Annotated in this window: 12 protein-coding genes and 1 pseudogene; 2 read left to right on the top strand and 11 right to left on the bottom strand. The window is 30.8% G+C overall.

The annotated features are described in order from the left end of the window. The first annotated feature begins 1,935 nt into the window (after nt 1-1,935). Nucleotides 1,936-2,550 (top strand): ribosome biogenesis GTP-binding protein YihA/YsxC, encoded by a 615-nt coding sequence (yihA, locus tag ERCISPPS3390_RS00445; RefSeq protein ID WP_197094904.1) that lies wholly within the window; start codon nt 1,936-1,938, stop codon nt 2,548-2,550. A 488-nt stretch (nt 2,551-3,038) separates the two neighbouring features. Next, complete coding sequence (gene sixA / locus ERCISPPS3390_RS00440) at nt 3,039-3,527, top strand: phosphohistidine phosphatase SixA (RefSeq protein WP_197094903.1); 489 nt, start codon at nt 3,039-3,041, stop codon at nt 3,525-3,527. Between the two features lie 347 nt (nt 3,528-3,874). Here the strand turns inward: sixA and smrB are convergent. The 11 genes and pseudogenes from smrB to dnaA all read right to left on the bottom strand — a co-directional run bounded on the left by smrB (nt 3,875) and on the right by dnaA (nt 17,738). Then, nucleotides 3,875-4,406 (bottom strand): annotated as a pseudogene (gene smrB / locus ERCISPPS3390_RS00435) (endonuclease SmrB). A 1,700-nt stretch (nt 4,407-6,106) separates the two neighbouring features. After that, nucleotides 6,107-7,099 carry a 23S rRNA pseudouridine(955/2504/2580) synthase RluC gene (gene rluC / locus ERCISPPS3390_RS00430; protein WP_197094902.1) on the bottom strand — a complete coding sequence of 331 codons (993 nt, stop codon included), beginning with the start codon at nt 7,097-7,099 and terminating at the stop codon, nt 6,107-6,109. Nucleotides 7,100-7,360: 261 nt separating this feature from the next. Then, the gene (gene rpoH / locus ERCISPPS3390_RS00425) at nt 7,361-8,215 is read right to left on the bottom strand and encodes an RNA polymerase sigma factor RpoH (RefSeq protein ID WP_197095382.1); all 855 of its coding nucleotides are present in this window, start codon (nt 8,213-8,215) and stop codon (nt 7,361-7,363) included. 422 nt (nt 8,216-8,637) lie between these two features. Further along, a complete protein-coding gene (gene yidC, locus ERCISPPS3390_RS00420; RefSeq protein ID WP_197094901.1) occupies nt 8,638-10,284 on the bottom strand; it encodes a membrane protein insertase YidC in 1,647 nt (548 codons plus the stop codon). Nucleotides 10,285-10,302: 18 nt separating this feature from the next. Continuing rightward, on the bottom strand, nt 10,303-10,545 hold the full coding sequence (yidD, locus tag ERCISPPS3390_RS00415) for a membrane protein insertion efficiency factor YidD (RefSeq protein ID WP_197094900.1): 243 nt from the start codon (nt 10,543-10,545) through the stop codon (nt 10,303-10,305). Next, the gene (rnpA, locus tag ERCISPPS3390_RS00410) at nt 10,509-10,868 is read right to left on the bottom strand and encodes a ribonuclease P protein component (RefSeq protein WP_197094899.1); all 360 of its coding nucleotides are present in this window, start codon (nt 10,866-10,868) and stop codon (nt 10,509-10,511) included. The genes yidD and rnpA overlap by 37 nt, the downstream gene beginning before the upstream one ends. Nucleotides 10,869-10,885: 17 nt before the next feature. Next, on the bottom strand, nt 10,886-11,035 hold the full coding sequence (gene rpmH, locus ERCISPPS3390_RS00405; protein WP_197094898.1) for a 50S ribosomal protein L34: 150 nt from the start codon (nt 11,033-11,035) through the stop codon (nt 10,886-10,888). 664 nt (nt 11,036-11,699) lie between these two features. Then, complete coding sequence (yidA, locus tag ERCISPPS3390_RS00400) at nt 11,700-12,506, bottom strand: sugar-phosphatase (protein WP_197094897.1); 807 nt, start codon at nt 12,504-12,506, stop codon at nt 11,700-11,702. Between the two features lie 216 nt (nt 12,507-12,722). After that, nucleotides 12,723-15,131, bottom strand: coding sequence for a DNA topoisomerase (ATP-hydrolyzing) subunit B (gene gyrB / locus ERCISPPS3390_RS00395; protein ID WP_197094896.1), 2,409 nt, complete (start codon nt 15,129-15,131; stop codon nt 12,723-12,725). Between the two features lie 87 nt (nt 15,132-15,218). Beyond that, nucleotides 15,219-16,319 (bottom strand): DNA polymerase III subunit beta, encoded by a 1,101-nt coding sequence (dnaN, locus tag ERCISPPS3390_RS00390; protein ID WP_197094895.1) that lies wholly within the window; start codon nt 16,317-16,319, stop codon nt 15,219-15,221. Nucleotides 16,320-16,346: 27 nt separating this feature from the next. Further along, nucleotides 16,347-17,738, bottom strand: a complete 1,392-nt coding sequence (dnaA, locus tag ERCISPPS3390_RS00385) for a chromosomal replication initiator protein DnaA (protein WP_197094894.1) — start codon at nt 17,736-17,738, stop codon at nt 16,347-16,349. Nucleotides 17,739-18,268 lie beyond the last annotated feature (530 nt).

The raw sequence follows: 18,268 nt of genomic DNA, 5'->3' as shown, positions 1-18,268 counted from the left end.
CTTTTCATTAAATATGAAAATTATACTAAGCATCCTACACTATGTCGATATATCAAGATTATACAATTAAAAAAAAGAAATATTTCTGCAATACAGATAAATGTTTTAATCAGTCTAGCGTTAGCACCAAAATCAATATTGTTTGAAAGATGTTTTATTAAATCCCTATACTTATAATGTAGTTATGTAGTTATTTTGTTTTTAGTTATCTTAAGATAACCTCATAACACTAAAATCACTCAAAAGTATCGCATATAATAAAGTTAAATTTTTCTCTTCAGAAAAAATTTTATAAATATTTTTATATTTTCCTAATAAAATACATCTCCCCTGATGTATCTGCATTTCTAAATTTTATACAGATCCTGACTTATTAAAAGCAAGCTGCTCTATATGAGGATTTTTATCAAAAAAATCATTGTGCATTACTTCTTATATATGCAGATGTAGTTTTTATATTAAAAGCACGAGTATATCAATTCTTATGACATTTAAACTTAATATTTCATTTTGATTAATAATTAATATGGTAGCTATAAATATTCTATTATAATATATCTGATATGAGCCTGTCAGCGTTTTATTTTACATTTAGCACTTGTTATCTCCAGTATTATATCTCTTTATAATACTAAAATTAAAGTACAACTCTTAATGCGCAACAATATAATATATCCTTATATTTATCTGCTTTTAAATTTTAACATTTCTGAAAAACTATATATTTTATCGTCTAAATACTTATTTACACTGCAATTTAGGAAAAATTAAAAATTGCTATATATTGAAAATATATACTAAAATCACAAGTTTTATCTTTAATAAAAGTAGTTTACATATCTGATTCCTGTACAGAGAACAACATAACACAGTTAAATAAAAATTTAACTATTTCAAATTCTTTTGTTAAATCTATTTCATTATTATCAATACTATAACAAAAAATACTAAAATAAGTAAAATCTAACTACCCATTGATTTTTTTTTACCTCTATAACTCATTATAACTCATTAAATTTAATAATTTAATGCAAAACTATATTTTTATATAATAACTAAACTCTGCTATGAAAATTTTTTTAATGTTGTGATGCAACTCTTAAGCTAAAATATGACCTCTATATACACTTCTATGCTAATAAAAGAATAGAAAAATTATTTTTCACTCCACTTTGTATTTTTTAAAAACCAAAAAATTCTCAAGCATTATACCACCTACTGGTATAATTTTTTATATAGTGCGTCAGAAAAACACTTATCATTAAAACGGAGCTATAAAAAATAATAGATATGTCATTCCTAGAAAAATTTTTATCAATTCATTCATTAGATATGGCGTAAATTTTAGATCAGTTAATTTAAAACCAAATATACAATAATCAGTATTCCAGGTCTAAGAGAAAAACTTACTTTTAAATATTTTTACATACTACATTTTTCTCTTGTTTTATGTAAAAATTTTTAACATAAAAATCTTAAATTATTATACTCATTAACAGATAATGCAGATTTATATTATCTGTTAAAAAAGTTTATAACAAATAATCCAAAATATCTTTAAGTTACTATCCAACATTAAAGATTAGCATTGAGAATAAATATAAAAATTTTGTATAGATAAATATACTAATATTTAAAACTACTGAAAGATTTTATAGTAATTAGTCAACAGCTACTTTATAACTTACGAAAATTACAATTAAATATCCCTTTTATATATTAAATTAATATATTAGGTAAAAATAAAAAATACAATATCTCAGCTGATCTGATTTAAACATTATACCCATAATTTTCTTAAAACTATACACAAAAGATCGCGCACAAAATCAATTTTACCAAATAATTTGATTAATAAATTCTATGATATAGATTAAATATCTTATGTCTAAATATAACCCTTGTTACTATCGTAATGAAAACGGAGTATGTTTTATGTCTATTGTTGATTATCACCTGACTCACTTTATTGCCAGTGCCCCTAGTTTGCATCATTTACCAGCTGACACTGGTATTGAGATTGCGTTTCTTGGTCGCTCAAACGCCGGAAAATCTAGTGCATTGAATGCATGCACAAATCAAAAAAACTTAGCTCGTACAAGTAAAATGCCAGGATGCACGCAATTAATCAATCTGTTTCAAATTTCTAAAGGTTTTCGGTTAGTAGATTTACCTGGTTATGGCTATTCAAATGCCCCAGTAGTAATTAAGAAAAAAAGAAACACAATTCTCAGAGATTATCTAAAAAATCGACAGTCCCTCAAAGGATTATTGATCCTCATGGATATCCGACACCCATTAAAAGAACTAGATCAAAAAATAATTATATTAGCAATAAAATACAATATACCAATATTGATACTTTTAACAAAAGCAGATAAATTAAATTATAGAAATTGCATTATACAACTCAATACAGTACGTCAAGTAACAAAAATTTTTTCTAGTATAATAAAAGTTCAAATCTTTTCTGCAAAAAAAACAATAGGCATAGATACACTTCATCAACAATTAGATAATTGGTATCATAAAGCTCTTACTATAAGATAAGTTGAGTTATAAGAATTCTCAAATATTCATAAAAAGAAATGCTAATATTATAATAAGTTTTAAAACTTTTTCTCTGTATTTCGATTATCTAATAACACAATCCTCTTATAGATATCTATGCAACAAAAATATTATTCACTGAGGTTAAATTTTGATATTTTTAAGCTTCTAAACACACTTTAATAGCTTAATTTCTCTCTCAGTCAAAAAATTAGAAGAATAGAAAATAGTCATGCTGCTAATGAATAAATAATTTTACTAATGTTCTGATAAAAGAAATAATATCAATATATATCTTAGTGATAATCCTAAATATAGGATGATCACTTAACAAATTCAAGCGATATCGTATACTTATTTAACAAATAAAATTATTTTAAAATGATAATTCTTCTTTATTTATTTGATTTATTTGTTTATTTATTTATAATAAAAATATATTACACTTTACATCCATTTAAAAATATTTATTTTTCTCTTGGTTGCTAATGAAACTTTTTTTAATGCGTCACGGTGAGGCTGACTTACTAAGTTGCAGTGATTTTTCTAGACCTTTAACTGCGCGTGGATACAGTGAATCTTATAAAATTGCAAATTGGCTCCGTATAAAAAATATCAATATTCAACAAGCATTAGTAAGCCCCTATCTTCGTGCACAACAGACGCTAAGCGTTCTTTGTGAGGTGTTTCCTTTAATAACAACAAATCAAATAAATACACTACATGAACTTAGACCGAGCGGGGAATCTAGTCAAGTTTTATCCTATTTACGACTACTAAACAATAAGATTGCTCAATCAGTTATAATCATCTCGCATCTTCCTTTTATTCATTCTCTTTTAACAGAGATATTTTTAAATGAAAGTAAAATCATACTTCCACCCTCATCTATTGCTTACATTGATCTACATTTTTATTTTTTATTAAACAAGTTACAATGGATAATTTCTCCTAAAGAGATTCCTGACAATGCATGATTGTTAATCTAAAATCATCACTATCTATAGTTTTCTTTTTAAGCGCAGAATATTAACTCTTAACATTTTACTGTATTTTATTTTAGTTTAACTTTGGAATATAAAGCTGATCCTTATAAGAAACCTTACATTGCGTAAAAAATAAATATATAATATATTCTGTATTTGCCATGTATATAAAAATAATCCGAAAGATACCTTTAGATTTTAACCGCTAACTCTTTGTGTCTAATAAATAGAGTTTATGCTCTACATTGAACTCTCTTAATATTACTCTAAGCAAAACTATTACAGAAAGAAAACTAAATATAATTCTCTACGTATAAATATGATTTTTATAATATTTATTAATCGATCAGCTCAATTAATACAAGTAATGCAGCATCTCCTCCAAATTGTTTGGGAGCTTGATGAAAAGCCAAAACTAATGGATGTTGAGCTAACCAAAAAGGCATTTGCTTCTTAAGAATATGTTTACCATGCCCATGCAAAATTCTAGTACAATGCAGATTCTTTTGTCTACAAGTAGTAATCAGCGCGCTTAATTCTTTTTTAGCTTGTATTTGAGTTAAACCATGCAGATCAAGAATAATTTCCGGGGCATAATCGCCACGATATAGTTTTTTTAACTCATAGTGATTTACGCCATGACGTACATAACGTAACATTCCTTCGCTAGCTATAAGTGGTTGAAACTCATCAGAAAAATAGTAACTATGATCTTTTTGTATTAGTGAAGAACGATCAAATGTCCTGTAATTTAAATTTTTTCGTACTGGCTTATGCACTATAGTATCTTGCACTAACTGACGAGTACCCTTCATTAAATCAAAAAATATTTTTTTTTTCTTCTATGCTAAGATTTTTTTTATCATTCATTATTAGTGTCACCCTTCTCAGAAGAAAAATTTATATATATTTAAAGTAATTATTCTTAATATAACTTTATAAACCTATATAATATCGTTTAAAAATTCACGTTAATTCCACGCTATCAAATGAGAAAATATATCATCATAGAATGCGCTAATGAATATTATTTGACAGCATTCACTCTTAACATCTTTTTTATAATCTAGTGTAATATCAAGCGTTTGTATATACCACCACTAGTGATGTGCCACCGAAAAAATCTACAATCATCACTAAAGTGACTTTATTACTAATAATCTGCTAAATATCTAATTATTATTACATCACAACATACTATCGAAAAATATTCACTCTGAATATTACAAGAAGACCTATAACTCATAACTTACAGCATCTAACATAAGGGTATGATATATGATACAATCACACCTTAACAAAAACTTCTAATTGCATCATCAGACAAGCTAACCCCTATAGCATCTAAAACAAAATTTTTTCTGAATAATATTATTATTAATATATGACGGCACAATATGCCAATCAATACATCAATTAAGAGCACAACAAAAGAATAAAACTGCTTCTAATCATATGATCAGAAAAGGAAGTGTGGATATAATTCTTATACACGATCCAATAATCTCAGAAGAACCCTCAACCTTAAGGACAACATAAAAAATAAATTTTACTAAACAAATAATCATCTATAATTTTTTTTAAAAATACTAGCCTAACTGGTGAATTTGTATTATGTCCTATACTTTTAATATAAATATTTACAATTTACCAAGATTCATAGAAATTTTTACAGTGAAAAGTTTAGAGACTTTTACCAAAAGTTTATTTTGATTTTTAAAATATATTAATTTCATATTATTGTTCTTTTCTTTATTTACATCTTCCATTGAATATAAATACTTTCATAAACCAATATTAATCAAACATATATTTCTAACTATAATACGCTACTAATAATTCCATTAATGTCAAAATACAGATAAATCACCTAATTAGAAAAAGACGCTATGCTTTCAACCTCTTTAATTGCATGATAAAATATCAGAAATAATTCATTTTTAAAGCTATTACTTATATATAAATAATGTATTAAAACTCAAAATAAAACAAAGCTAAATTCTGCTAAAATTGAGAATAAAATTCTATATTTAAACAAATAACAGATATTTTCTCATCCACCTGCCATAAAACCTCTTCATTGATATCAATAAAAAATAGTTATAACACCATAATAAAATTATAATCTTAATACTGTTACAAATATATTATAAATAATTCTCACTATTAGTATCTATGCTAGTCCAACTCAATCGTTCATTCTATAAATATTTTATTCATTAGAAGAATTTTTCTCTATCGATCGCTATCAACATCTAATAATGAAAACCTTAATACTATAGAAAAACAATTTCATCCTGTCAGATTGCTATAAATATCATGAAACTAAATTTAATTTAAAAATAAACAAACTTGTAATTGATTAAATACAATCCATGTAATATTTTTAATTGTCTACTCAGTAATCTACCTTTATCACTAGAATTTTATATTTATTCTATCTGCCTATAGCAAAATGTTATTAATAGTATTAAGCTACTTAATTTATTCTCATTATGAATAAATGATTACTATTCGTAACCAGTTATAAAAATATGTATTACTCTCTTTAATCGAAAATTTATTAATTTTTATAAAAAGCAGTTGAATTGATTACATTTTACAGGAGTTGCGCTAAAGCGTAATCTTTTCAAGCAATTGTTTAATTGCTTGTCTAGCGGAGCACTAATCAATATAATTTTTTTCGTATGTGGATGTATAAAAGATAATGTAGCTGCATGTAAAAAAAGACGTTGTAGTCCAATACCTTTAAAATGCTTACTAAAATCAGAATTTCCATAAAGATTATCTAGAATAATGGGATGACCTATATGTAAAGCATGTGCGCGAATTTGATGCATACGTCCAGTTACAAGAGATGCTTTAACTAAAGTTGCAATATGAGCATAGTTCTCTTTTATTTGAAATAATGTTTTAGATGGTTTTCCATTTTGATGGACTCTTACTTTAGATTGATGATTGCATTGAATGGTTTTTAATAATGGAGCGTCTACTATTTTTATATGCATTGGCCACCGTCCTTGAACTAAAGCTAAATAATTCTTCTCCATACTATTTTCACGTAATTGCTCATGGAGCATGCGTAATGAGGATCTTTTTTTAGCTAACAATAAAACACCTGATGTATCTCGGTCCAGACGGTGGACTAACTCAAGAAATTCTGTAGCTGGCCGTAATGAACGTAATGCTTCAATCACTCCATACTGTAGACCACTGCCACCATGTACTGCTATCCCAGAAGGTTTATTCAGCCCTATTATATATTCATCTTCATAGATAATAGCATCTTCTAATGCAGTCACTACAGCCATCTTTTTCGATAAATTCGCATCTTTTGACCGAATGGTGCGAATTAATGGAACGTATATTTCATCTCCAATTTGTAGTTTATACCATGGTTTAACACGTTTTTTATTAATTCGAACCGCTCCAGTACGTAAGATCCGATAAATCATACTACGTGGAACTCCTTTTAGTTTATTATGCAAAAAATTATCTATACGTTGTTCTTCAAACCCTGGGAGAATCATAAAAATATTTTTAGAAAAAATGTCATTATGCATAATAAACAATTCTATGTTGTGATCTATTGTAACCCTGATTTTTATTTATTAGATGCCTATACATACTTACTTGAGCACTAATCAAATATCTCACTCAAATGTAGACACAAACTTATTTAGTATATATTAAATATTATTTTTAATTATTTTCATTAAAAATAAAATGCTCTTTTTTTAAAAACAAATATTATCAATATGTCCACCTAATTGTTTTCTATATTAGCATAATAAATACCACCACATGTCAGAGTATAGTACACCTTAAACTAAGATAGCTCTGCGTAATTTTTGCATAGCATTTTTCTCTAACTGTCGGATACGTTCAGCAGAAACACCATAATGATTCGCTAATTCTTGGAGAGTAGTTTTATTATTCTCGTCTAACCATCTTGCTTTAATAATATGTTGACTGCGATGATCAAGAGCATGAAGTGCTATACTAAGCTTATCGGAAGCATAATCTCCCCAATTGTCTTCTTCAATGCCAGTGGAAAAATTAGATGATAAATCTTGCAAATAAAACATTGGAGTTAGCGCCTCCTGTTCAATGCTATCATCTGGCTGAGGATCAAAAATTAAGTCCTGCGCAGACATTCTTGATTCCATTTCACGAACATCCTTACTACTCACTCCAAGCTCTCTAGCAACCATGTCAACTTCATCTTGATTAAACCATCCTAAACGCTTTTTAGTTTTTCGCAAATTAAAGAACAACTTTCTCTGTGCTTTTGTAGTGGCAACCTTAACAATGCGCCAATTACGTAATACATATTCATGAATTTCTGCTTTAATCCAGTGCACAGCAAAAGAAACTAAGCGTACACCGACTTCTGGATTAAAACGGCGTACTGCCTTCATAAGACCAATATTACCCTCTTGTATTAAATCCGCTTTCAGTAACCCATAACCAGAATAATTACACGCAATATGCACCACAAAACGTAAATGAGATAAAATTAATGTCTTAGCTGCCACTAAATCACCATGATAATATAACCGCTCAGCTAACCCCTTTTCCTCAACTGCTGTTAACATTGGCCAAGAATTGACTGCCCGAATATATTCATCTAAGTTTCCTAAAGAAGAAACAGTGAGAGTTTGTATTTCTTTAATCATTCGCACCCTCTCTTGATAATGAGATGTAGTAATAAAATATCTCTCAGGCATTACTAATGCCATACTTAGTAGTGAATATTAATTATACCTCTATTTATGGATCTAAACCTCCCTATGGCCAGATATGCTCATCCTAGATAACAAAACTTATTTATATTACGATTTCATGCAATATTTAAAAATGAATGATAACTATCACTATATATACACTATCTTACCAAAATCTATTAAAATCAGATCTTTAATACTATTAATTACCTAAGAATCATAAAAACAAATAACTGAACTTTATTAAAGCGAGACTGAAATATGACCTAAGATCAACTACTACTGATTCTTGATTCATAATTGACATTACAGATTTATATTATACCTCTATCCTAGATATAATAAATTCACTCATACAATAAAATTCTTCTATGCTATTCTGAGTGTTTATCACGAAGACACAAGCCACACTTTTCTAAATCTCGATAAATCATATGCTGTTGTAATAAAGTTACTAGATTGCTGATGATATAGTATAAAACTAATCCTGAGGGAAAACACAAGAAAAACATAGTAAAGATAACTGGCATAAAAGTAATAATTTTTTGCTGTATAGGATCTGTTGCTGTTGTTGGTGATAACTTCTGAATAAAAAACATAGTAGCACCCATTAAGAGTGGAAGAATATAATATGGATCCTGTGCAGATAAATCTTTAATCCAAAAAATAAACGATGCATGTCTAAGTTCTACTGATCCGATTAACATATAATAGAGCCCTAGAAATATAGGCATCTGAATTATTAGAGGTAAACACCCTCCCAATGGATTAACTTTTTCTCTTTTATATAACGCCATCATTTCTTGATTCATGCGCTGCTTGTCTTCTCCAAATCGCTCACGCATCGATTGAATTTTTGGTTGAAGAATACGCATACGAGCCATAGAAGTATACTGAGCTTTGCTAAGTGGATATGTAATACTACGCACAATTAACGTAATAAGAATAATTGAAAAACCCCAATTATTGATAAAACGATTAATAAACTGCAATAACTTAAATAAAGGTTGAGAAATAAACCACAACCAACCATAATCTACTGTTAGTTCTACATATGGCGCTACGGTTCTCATGCGCTCTTGTACTTCTGGTCCAATCCATAATGTAGCTTCTAGAATCTTTTGAGAGCCGGATGCAATAACCACCGGATCTGATTGATAATTAATAGAAACTATGTTATTATTCAAAGTATTTGTATATAATATATTATTACCTCTTGTTTTTGGAATCCATATAGAAGCAAAATATTGCTGTAACATAGCTATCCAGCCATTCATAGTTATTACACGCAGGTGCTTATTTTTCTGAATAGTATCAAAATCATACTTAGAGTATTTACTCTGACTACTGGAGTAAGCCGCACCACGAAAAGTACGTAGAGCAAAATTATTGCTATTCGTGTTGCGACCTTCTGGTAACTCACTGGTCTGCCTCAGCTGACCGCACATTGCGACCTCTATGGGGTTTATAGATTTATTATTAATCTGATAAGAAACATCAATAGCATAATTACCGCGGCGTAAAACAAAGGTTTTAACATAAGTTATATTATTTTTTGAAACAAAAGTTAATGGGATGCGTAATTCATTTTCATTCTTTAAGAGCTCAAAATGCTTTTGCTTACTAACATAAATTGGTCGTATATCATTAGATATATCATCAGGTCCATCATGACCTATTAATCCACTTTTAGCTTGATATAAAAAATCTGGGCTAGACTCTAAAAGTAAAAAAGGGTGATGCGAGCCTAATTTATCTGAATAGGATAGTAATGCAGCCTGCTCAATATCACCCCCGCGCGTATTAATACATAAAGACAAAACATCAGTTTTGACCGTGATCCTTGTATCTAAGTCGTCATGCAATATATTCTGCTGTATATTGTGACTCTCTGGACTCACGATCTTCTCTGTCGTCTGATATGATTCTGGCTGAATAGTTTTTTCCATGTAAAAAATTTGCCACACAACAAAAGATAAAAATAGACAAATAATTACCAAGAATTTACTTTTAGAGTGCATTCTTCAGACTCTCTGAGATCAATGTTTACGTGGCGGTAATGGATGCTTACCACCAGAACTAAAAGGATGACATTGTAATATACGTTTTATGGACAACCATCCACCTTTAATCGCGCCAAATTTTTGCAATGCTTCAATACTATACTGAGAACAGGTTGGCTGAAACCGACAACATGGTCTTACTAATGGACTAATAGCGTATCGATAAACTCTTACCATAAAAATTAAAATCTGTGCACTAATAGGCAATGACGACGCCATAATTTCTCCAATATTATTACAAGAGAAGGGTTATCAAGAGACATAATCCCACGCCTCACTATAACTACAAAATCCATCCCCGGGAGCTGATGTTGATTTTGACGAAAACTTTCCCGTATTAATCGTTTAACTCTATTACGTTCATGTGAATGCTTAAGATTTTTTTTAGAAAGAGAAAATCCAATCCTTGGGTGACCTAGTTTATTCAAACGCCCAAGAATCGTGATATAAGTTACACTAACTCGTTGTGGCCTCTGAAAAACAAAATTAAAATGCGCGGAAGTTAACAAGCGCAACTTCTTTGTGAATAAATATTCCTTCATATTATGATGCGTAGAGATTAATACTTATCACTTGAGACAGTTAAACGTACTCGCCCTTTAGCTCGTCTATGAGATAAAATTTTTCGACCGTTTTTGCTTTTCATGCGAGAACGAAAACCATGAGTTCGATTACGTTTAATCACAGAGGGTTGGAAAGTACGCTTCATACCTTTTTCCTAAATTCTAGTTAAAATGTTTTATCTAGCACACATCAAACATCTTACATACAACTATGTGTGCACCCATAGCAGGCTTGCCTTGCATATAATACTTGTAAAATTTAAGTAAAATGCTACAAAAATCATAAATAAAAATATAATAGCGCAAACTATAACAATATTTATATTTTTTACTGTCTATACTAATATAATTTTTTAAAAAATCCTACAGTACTACACTAGTTAGATAAAAACTATCTTGTAATATTTCAGAAAATTTCATGACCTAAGAGAAAAATTTTTAATAATATGAATAGATAACATTTTTATTGAAAAATTATAGTAAATTCCACTATCTATTCATAGTTACAGATAATAATTGTATTAGTAAAATCCTCTATGATTTTATTTTCACACACATCATATCATCAAAATAACTAGCAAAATAAATAAAGGAAATTTAAAAATATTTCAGTATTCAACATATAACTTAGTTGACATATACATTAATATCATAGAACCTTTTCAGTATCTATAATTATAGTTCATCCATAGAAGAACAATGTATCTATAATAGTATTATACACTAATTAGTTATTTTAAATGACCAAATCATAATATATATATAAAAAAAATGCAATATACATAGGAGTTCTTACAAATTTTTCCTTATTTAAATAAACTGTTCGATTGCTAACGCTACACCATCCTCTTCATTACTTTTTGTAATAAATTTTGCCACCGACTTTACTTGAGAGATACTATTGCCCATAGCTATGCTTGTACCTGCATACTCTAACATAGCCAAATCATTTTCTTGATCGCCAATTGCCATAATCTCACTCCTTGAATATCCTAAAATCTCCGCTATAAATTGTACAGCTGCGCCTTTATTTGCTCGTTTGTCAAGAATTTCTAGATAGTACGGTGAACTTTTCATGATAGTATATTCCTGAAATACCTTATCTGGGATGCGAGCGATAGCAGCATCTAATCGATCCGGAGGATCTAGCATCATTACTTTTGGGAAGGTTAAATTACAGTCCATATTACCTACAGAGCAATAACGCAAAGGAATTCCAGTCATCCAAGCTTCATGAACAGTATATTTGCTAATGTTTTTGTTCGATGTAAACATTTCTGTTTTAGTTAAGGCCTGGAAGTGAACCCCTAATATTCGTGATAATTTTTCAAAATAAAGATAATCATCAAAACTTAATAACATTTCAAAAAGACATTCTCCACTTATTGTTTTCTGAATTAATGAGCCATTATTAGTAATGCAATATTGATCATCCTTATGTAAATCTAGCTCATTGAGATAATACTCAACACCAATAAACGGTCTTCCTGTAGCCAAGACCACTTTAACCCCCGTATTGTTAACTCTCTTGATAACCTTTTTTACTTTGGGTGTTAACTCATTCCTCGGGTTAAGTAATGTGCCGTCTATATCAATTGCAATTAATTTAATTGTCATTCTATCCTCAGAATATTACTATATCTTCTTACGCTAGCATCATACAGCAAAAATTTATAACGCAAAGTGAAAAAAGTGAAAACAATTATCCCGCTATAATGTAATTTATCTAGAAGAAAATTTTTCTATACCTAACCTGTAGAATAATACTGAGCTACTATAAAGTGTATCGTGGTAATACTGTTTTGCTTGATTATTTAAAAATTTTATTAAATATTAAATATCGATATGAGCTGCACGTAAGGCATTAGTTTCAATAAAAGCGCGACGAGGTTCTACTGTATCTCCCATTAAGGTACTAAATAACTGATCAGTTTTCAAAGCATCTTGAATAGTTACCAAAAACATACGCCGACTCTTTGGATTCATTGTTGTCTCCCATAATTGCTCCGGATTCATTTCACCTAAACCTTTATACCTCTGCACTGATAAACCCCGGCGTGATTCTGAAATCAACCAATTAACTGCCTGCTCAAAACTGAACACCGATTGACGACGATCTCCGCGCGCTACATACGCGTCTTGTTTAATTAGACCACGCAATTCCCTGCCTAATATAGAGATTCTTTGATATGTCTCACTACATATAAAATCATTATCTAGAAAATATTCCATCTCCACGCCATGTATACGTCCGCGTAAGATTGGTTCAAATAAATCTAATTGATGGTTTTTCTGAACAATTCCCTCATAAAATCCACCATTTATATTATTGTCATTTAAATCATTTAATAAATCCTGCAGCCACTCTTCTACGACCATCTCTCCTGTTAAATCACTTAAAGTTTTGTGATAAATGAGCGCATTAAGTAATTCTGTTGGATAATAACGCTCTAATTTTTTAATCATTCTATGTGTATCCTGGAATGTATTGACTAATATTTCAAGCTGCGCTCCTCTTAAGTCTAGCCCGTCATTCCCAACATGTAGCACAGCCTTCTCAAGAGCAATGGACATTTGATACTGATCCATAGCATCATCATCTTTAATATATTTTTCTTGCTTACCTCTTTTAACCTTATACAGTGGTGGTTGCGCAATATAGAGATGCCCTCGCTCGATAATTTCTGGCATTTGACGATAGAAAAACGTTAAAAGTAATGTGCGAATATGCGATCCATCAACATCTGCATCGGTCATAATAATAATGTTATGATAACGTAACTTATCTGGATTGTACTCATCACGACCAATACCACAACCCAAAGCGGTAATCAGCGTTGCAACCTCCTGCGATGCCAGCATTTTATCAAAACGCGCTTTTTCTACATTAAGAATTTTCCCTTTTAATGGTAAAATAGCTTGATTTTTACGGTTTCTCCCCTGTTTTGCAGATCCACCAGCTGAGTCACCTTCCACTAAATAAAGCTCAGAGAGAGCTGGATTTTTTTCTTGGCAATCAGCTAACTTTCCAGGTAAGCTAGATAAATCTAATGCGCCCTTTCGGCGAGTTATTTCTCGTGCGCGACGAGATGCTTCCCGAGCACGAGCTGCATCAATAATCTTTCCAACTATTATTTTCGCATCACCTGGGTGCTCTAATAAATAAGCGTAAAGCAACTCATTCATTGTTTGCTCAACTACCGTTTTTACCTCAGATGAAACTAGTTTATCTTTAGTTTGTGAAGAAAATTTTGGATCTGAAGATTTAATTGATATGACAGCAATCAATCCTTCACGCGCATCATCACCAATAATAGACACTTTAGATTTCTTAGTATATCCTTCTCTGTCCATATAAGTATTTAGAGTGCGAGTCATAGAAGACCGAAAACCAACAAGATGAGTCCCACCATCACGTTGTGGAATATTATTAGTAAAACAGTGTATAATTTCCTTAAAACCATCATTCCACTGCAAGGCTACCTCTACACCAATGTTATCTTTCTGGGTGATGTAATAAAAAATATTAGGGTGAATCGGTGTCTTGTTTCTGTTTAGGTATTTAATAAACGCTTGCAACCCACCTTTATAATGGTACACATCTTCTTTATTATGTCGTTTATCTTCTAAAACTATGGACACCCCAGAATTAAGGAAAGATAATTCCCGTAAACGTTTTTCTAAAATTGAATATTCAAAATCTATAACATTTTTAAAAGTATTGTGACTAGGCCAGAAACGAACTAATGTGCCTGTCAAATGAGTATCACCTATTATATCTAGCGGAGATTGTGCTTTACCATGCATATAAGTTTGAAAATATATTTTTCCTTCACGAAAAATAGTCAACTCTAATTTTTCTGATAGTGCATTTACCACGGATACACCAACGCCATGAAGACCTCCAGATACTTTGTATGAGTTATCATCAAATTTTCCACCAGCATGTAAAATCGTCATAATCACTTCCGCAGCAGAAACCCCCTCTTCTGTATGTATTCCCGTAGGAATACCACGACCATTATCTTGTATTGACACGGAGCGATCGGAATAAATAGTTACACTAATATGCGAACAATAACCTGCAAGCGTTTCATCAATTGCATTATCCACTACCTCAAAAACCATGTGATGTAAACCAGTTCCATCATCTGTATTACCAATATACATACCAGGGCGTTTTCGTACTGCATCAAGCCCTTTTAACACCTTAATACTCGAAGAGTCATACATGTTTGGCATCAATCTTTCTCATTAATTTTAATTTTTAAATAAAAAACTATTATACTATCACTTCTACACTACCTGCAAAAACTTACTATGCACGTATTATAAACGAATTGGCATAATGATGTAACTTGCAAATGGCATCACCGCATCTTTGATATGCACACTGGATGTAGAATCACTTAGCGATATACAAACATTGTTACATTTTAATGTATTTAACACATCTAAAATATAACTAACATTTAAACCAATTTCTATCTGACTTCCGTGATAAATTACATCTAAAATTTCTTCCGCCTCTTCCTTTTCTTGATTCTGTGCTGTAATTTTAAACTGATTCTCACTAATATGCAGGCAAACACTACGGGATTTAGAATTAGATAAAATAGACGCACGCATAAGAGATTTTTTCAATGCCTCACGGTTCACCTCTATAGTTTTAATAGGTGGCGATGATATGGCACTGCGATAGTCCGGAAACCGACCATCAACTAACTTAGAAGTAAACACACAAGAACCAATAGAAATACGAATATTATTTTTTCCAAGTTCTATCTCTAATGGTGTTTCACTATCATCTAATAAACGAGAAAGTTCTGTAACACCTTTACGTGGAACAATCACAGAGTAACTCGCCAGTAACTTGTCTAGTGACATAGAACCTATTGATAATCGATGCCCATCTGTAGAAACGATATATAACATTGTTCCTACTGTCTCAAATAACATTCCATTTAAATAATATCGCACATCTTGATTCGCCATAGAAAACTGTGTAGCTTCAATTAAGTGTTTGATGCTCCTTTGGTTCACAATAAATGCCACTTCACTCGTCGAGTGATCTAGATTAGGAAAATCAGTAGCTGGTAAAGTAACGAGGGAAAAACGACTGCGATCAGATCGCACAAAAATCCTATCTCCTTCCAGGTACACAAAGATTTCTGAACCTACTGGTAATCCACGACAAATCTCAAAAAATTTACGTGCAGGAATAGTAGCCATGCCCAATTGACACTCTTTAGTTAATAAGATGCGCACTGCTATCTGCATTTCTAAATCAGTACCAATCAAAAACAATACCCTGTCTTTAACCTCTAACAGAAGATTATAAAGAATGGGCAATATAGGACGGCTACTTAATGCAGCGCTTACATGTTGCAATGGTTTTAACAAACGTTCACGTTCTACACTAAATTTCATAATATAAAAACCTGGCGTATTATCAATTTAAGAGGATAAGATTTTAATGAGAGTAGAAAAATCTTCTTGAATATCCTTACTCTCTTTATGCAGCTGTTCAATTTTTCGGCAGGCATGCAAAACCGTAGTATGATCACGCCCTCCAAAAGCATTACCAATTTCTGGGAAACTATGATTAGTTAATTTTTTAGTGATCGCCATTGCCATCTGTCTTGGGCGGGTAACTGAACGGGATCTCCGTTTTGATAATAAATCAACGACTTGAATTTTATAATACTGAGCCACTGTTTTCTGAATAAAATTAATAGTTATTAGTTGATTCTGTAATACTAGCAGATCACGAAGCACTTCTTGAACAAAATCCATTGTAATTGAACGACCAGTCACTCTTGAATTAGCTATTATACGATTCAATGCGCCTTCTAATTCTCCTATATTAGAACGTAATCTTGTGGCAATAAAACATGCCACTTCTCTCGGTAACAGGATATTGTTTTCATAAGCTTTTTTCGTTAAAATAGCTACACGGGTTTCCAGCTCTGGCGGCTTAATAGCAACTGTTAATCCCCATCCAAATCGCGATTTTAGTCTATCCTCTACGCCATTAATTTCTCTTGGGTAACGGTCAGAAGTTAAAATAATCTGCTGGTTACCTTCTAGCAGGGCATTGAAGGTATGAAAAAACTCTTCTTGAGGGCGTTCTTTATTGGCAAAGAACTGAATATCATCAATTAATAGCGCTTTTACTGAGCGATAATAACAGTTAAACTTTTCAATTGCATTGCTTTGTAATGCTTTAGCTATGTCCTTTACAAGACGCTCAGAGCGCATATATACCACAGTTTCGTTAGATTTTTTTGCTAAAATCCCATTCCCCACTGCATGCAATAAATGCGTTTTACCTAGCCCTGTTCCTCCATAAAGAAAAAGAGGATTATACGTTTCACCAGGATGATCTGCTACTTGCTGTGCTACTATATGTGCTAGTTGATTTGACTGACCATCAACAAAGTTTTCAAATTTATATCTAGCGTTCACATTAGATTGATAGGAAACATCTGAAAACGTTGCGACATGACACCATCGCGTCGAGCTCATGAATGATGGGCTACGAATCTGACTTGTAATGGTACGGATGCTAGTTATATCAGGTTCGTTGGCTATATGATAGCTAGACTTTCTACCCACCTTAAAAAGAAGCAAAGGAACATTAACACCGCCAAAATTTTTTAAGAGGGTATTAATATGATGAATATATTTATCTCTCACCCAGTCTAGCACAAAACGATTGGGTGCGTATAAAGCTAACGTATTATTATTTATTTCAGCTTGTAAGGGTCGTATCCAGATTCTGAATTCAGTCTTAGGTAAATCATCCTTTAAACAAGCAAGACACTGTTGCCAAAGTGTAAGTGACACGGCGGGCCCCACTTAAAAAATCAAAAAACACCAAAACTAAAATAATAAATTATATTATTTTTTTGTAAAATATGACAAAATTTTACAAAAAGAATAATCTTCTCCTAATTATTGTATTTTTACAAAATCAATGTATTAATAATAATTATAATAACTTTTAATCATTATTTATAGTTTTTGCTAACAAACAAGCATAGTGTAACATTCAGTAAGGCTTTTTGAGCTTATTAAATAGTGTTTTTCATTACTCTAAAACATAAAAACATAAACAATTATACAAAAACTATGCAGGGCATAGTAACTAATGCATAGTAAATCATATCTAACAGAATTTACTGTTTAGAAAATTATCATAATCCTATATATATTGCTTTCTATAATGTATTACTTTCTCGCAAATATCAGATAATGCGAAATCATCATTATTAAGGTAGAGATAATATGTTAATTATATTGTATACTGACATTAATTAAAGATAATCTATTGTTTTTATTATGGCGAAATTAGATCACTCGATAATCTTAATAAA

It is taken from the genome of Candidatus Erwinia haradaeae (assembly GCF_900698885.1).
GTDB lineage: Bacteria > Pseudomonadota > Gammaproteobacteria > Enterobacterales > Enterobacteriaceae > Erwinia_E > Erwinia_E haradaeae_H.
This window is presented reverse-complemented; position numbering and strand designations above follow the sequence as displayed.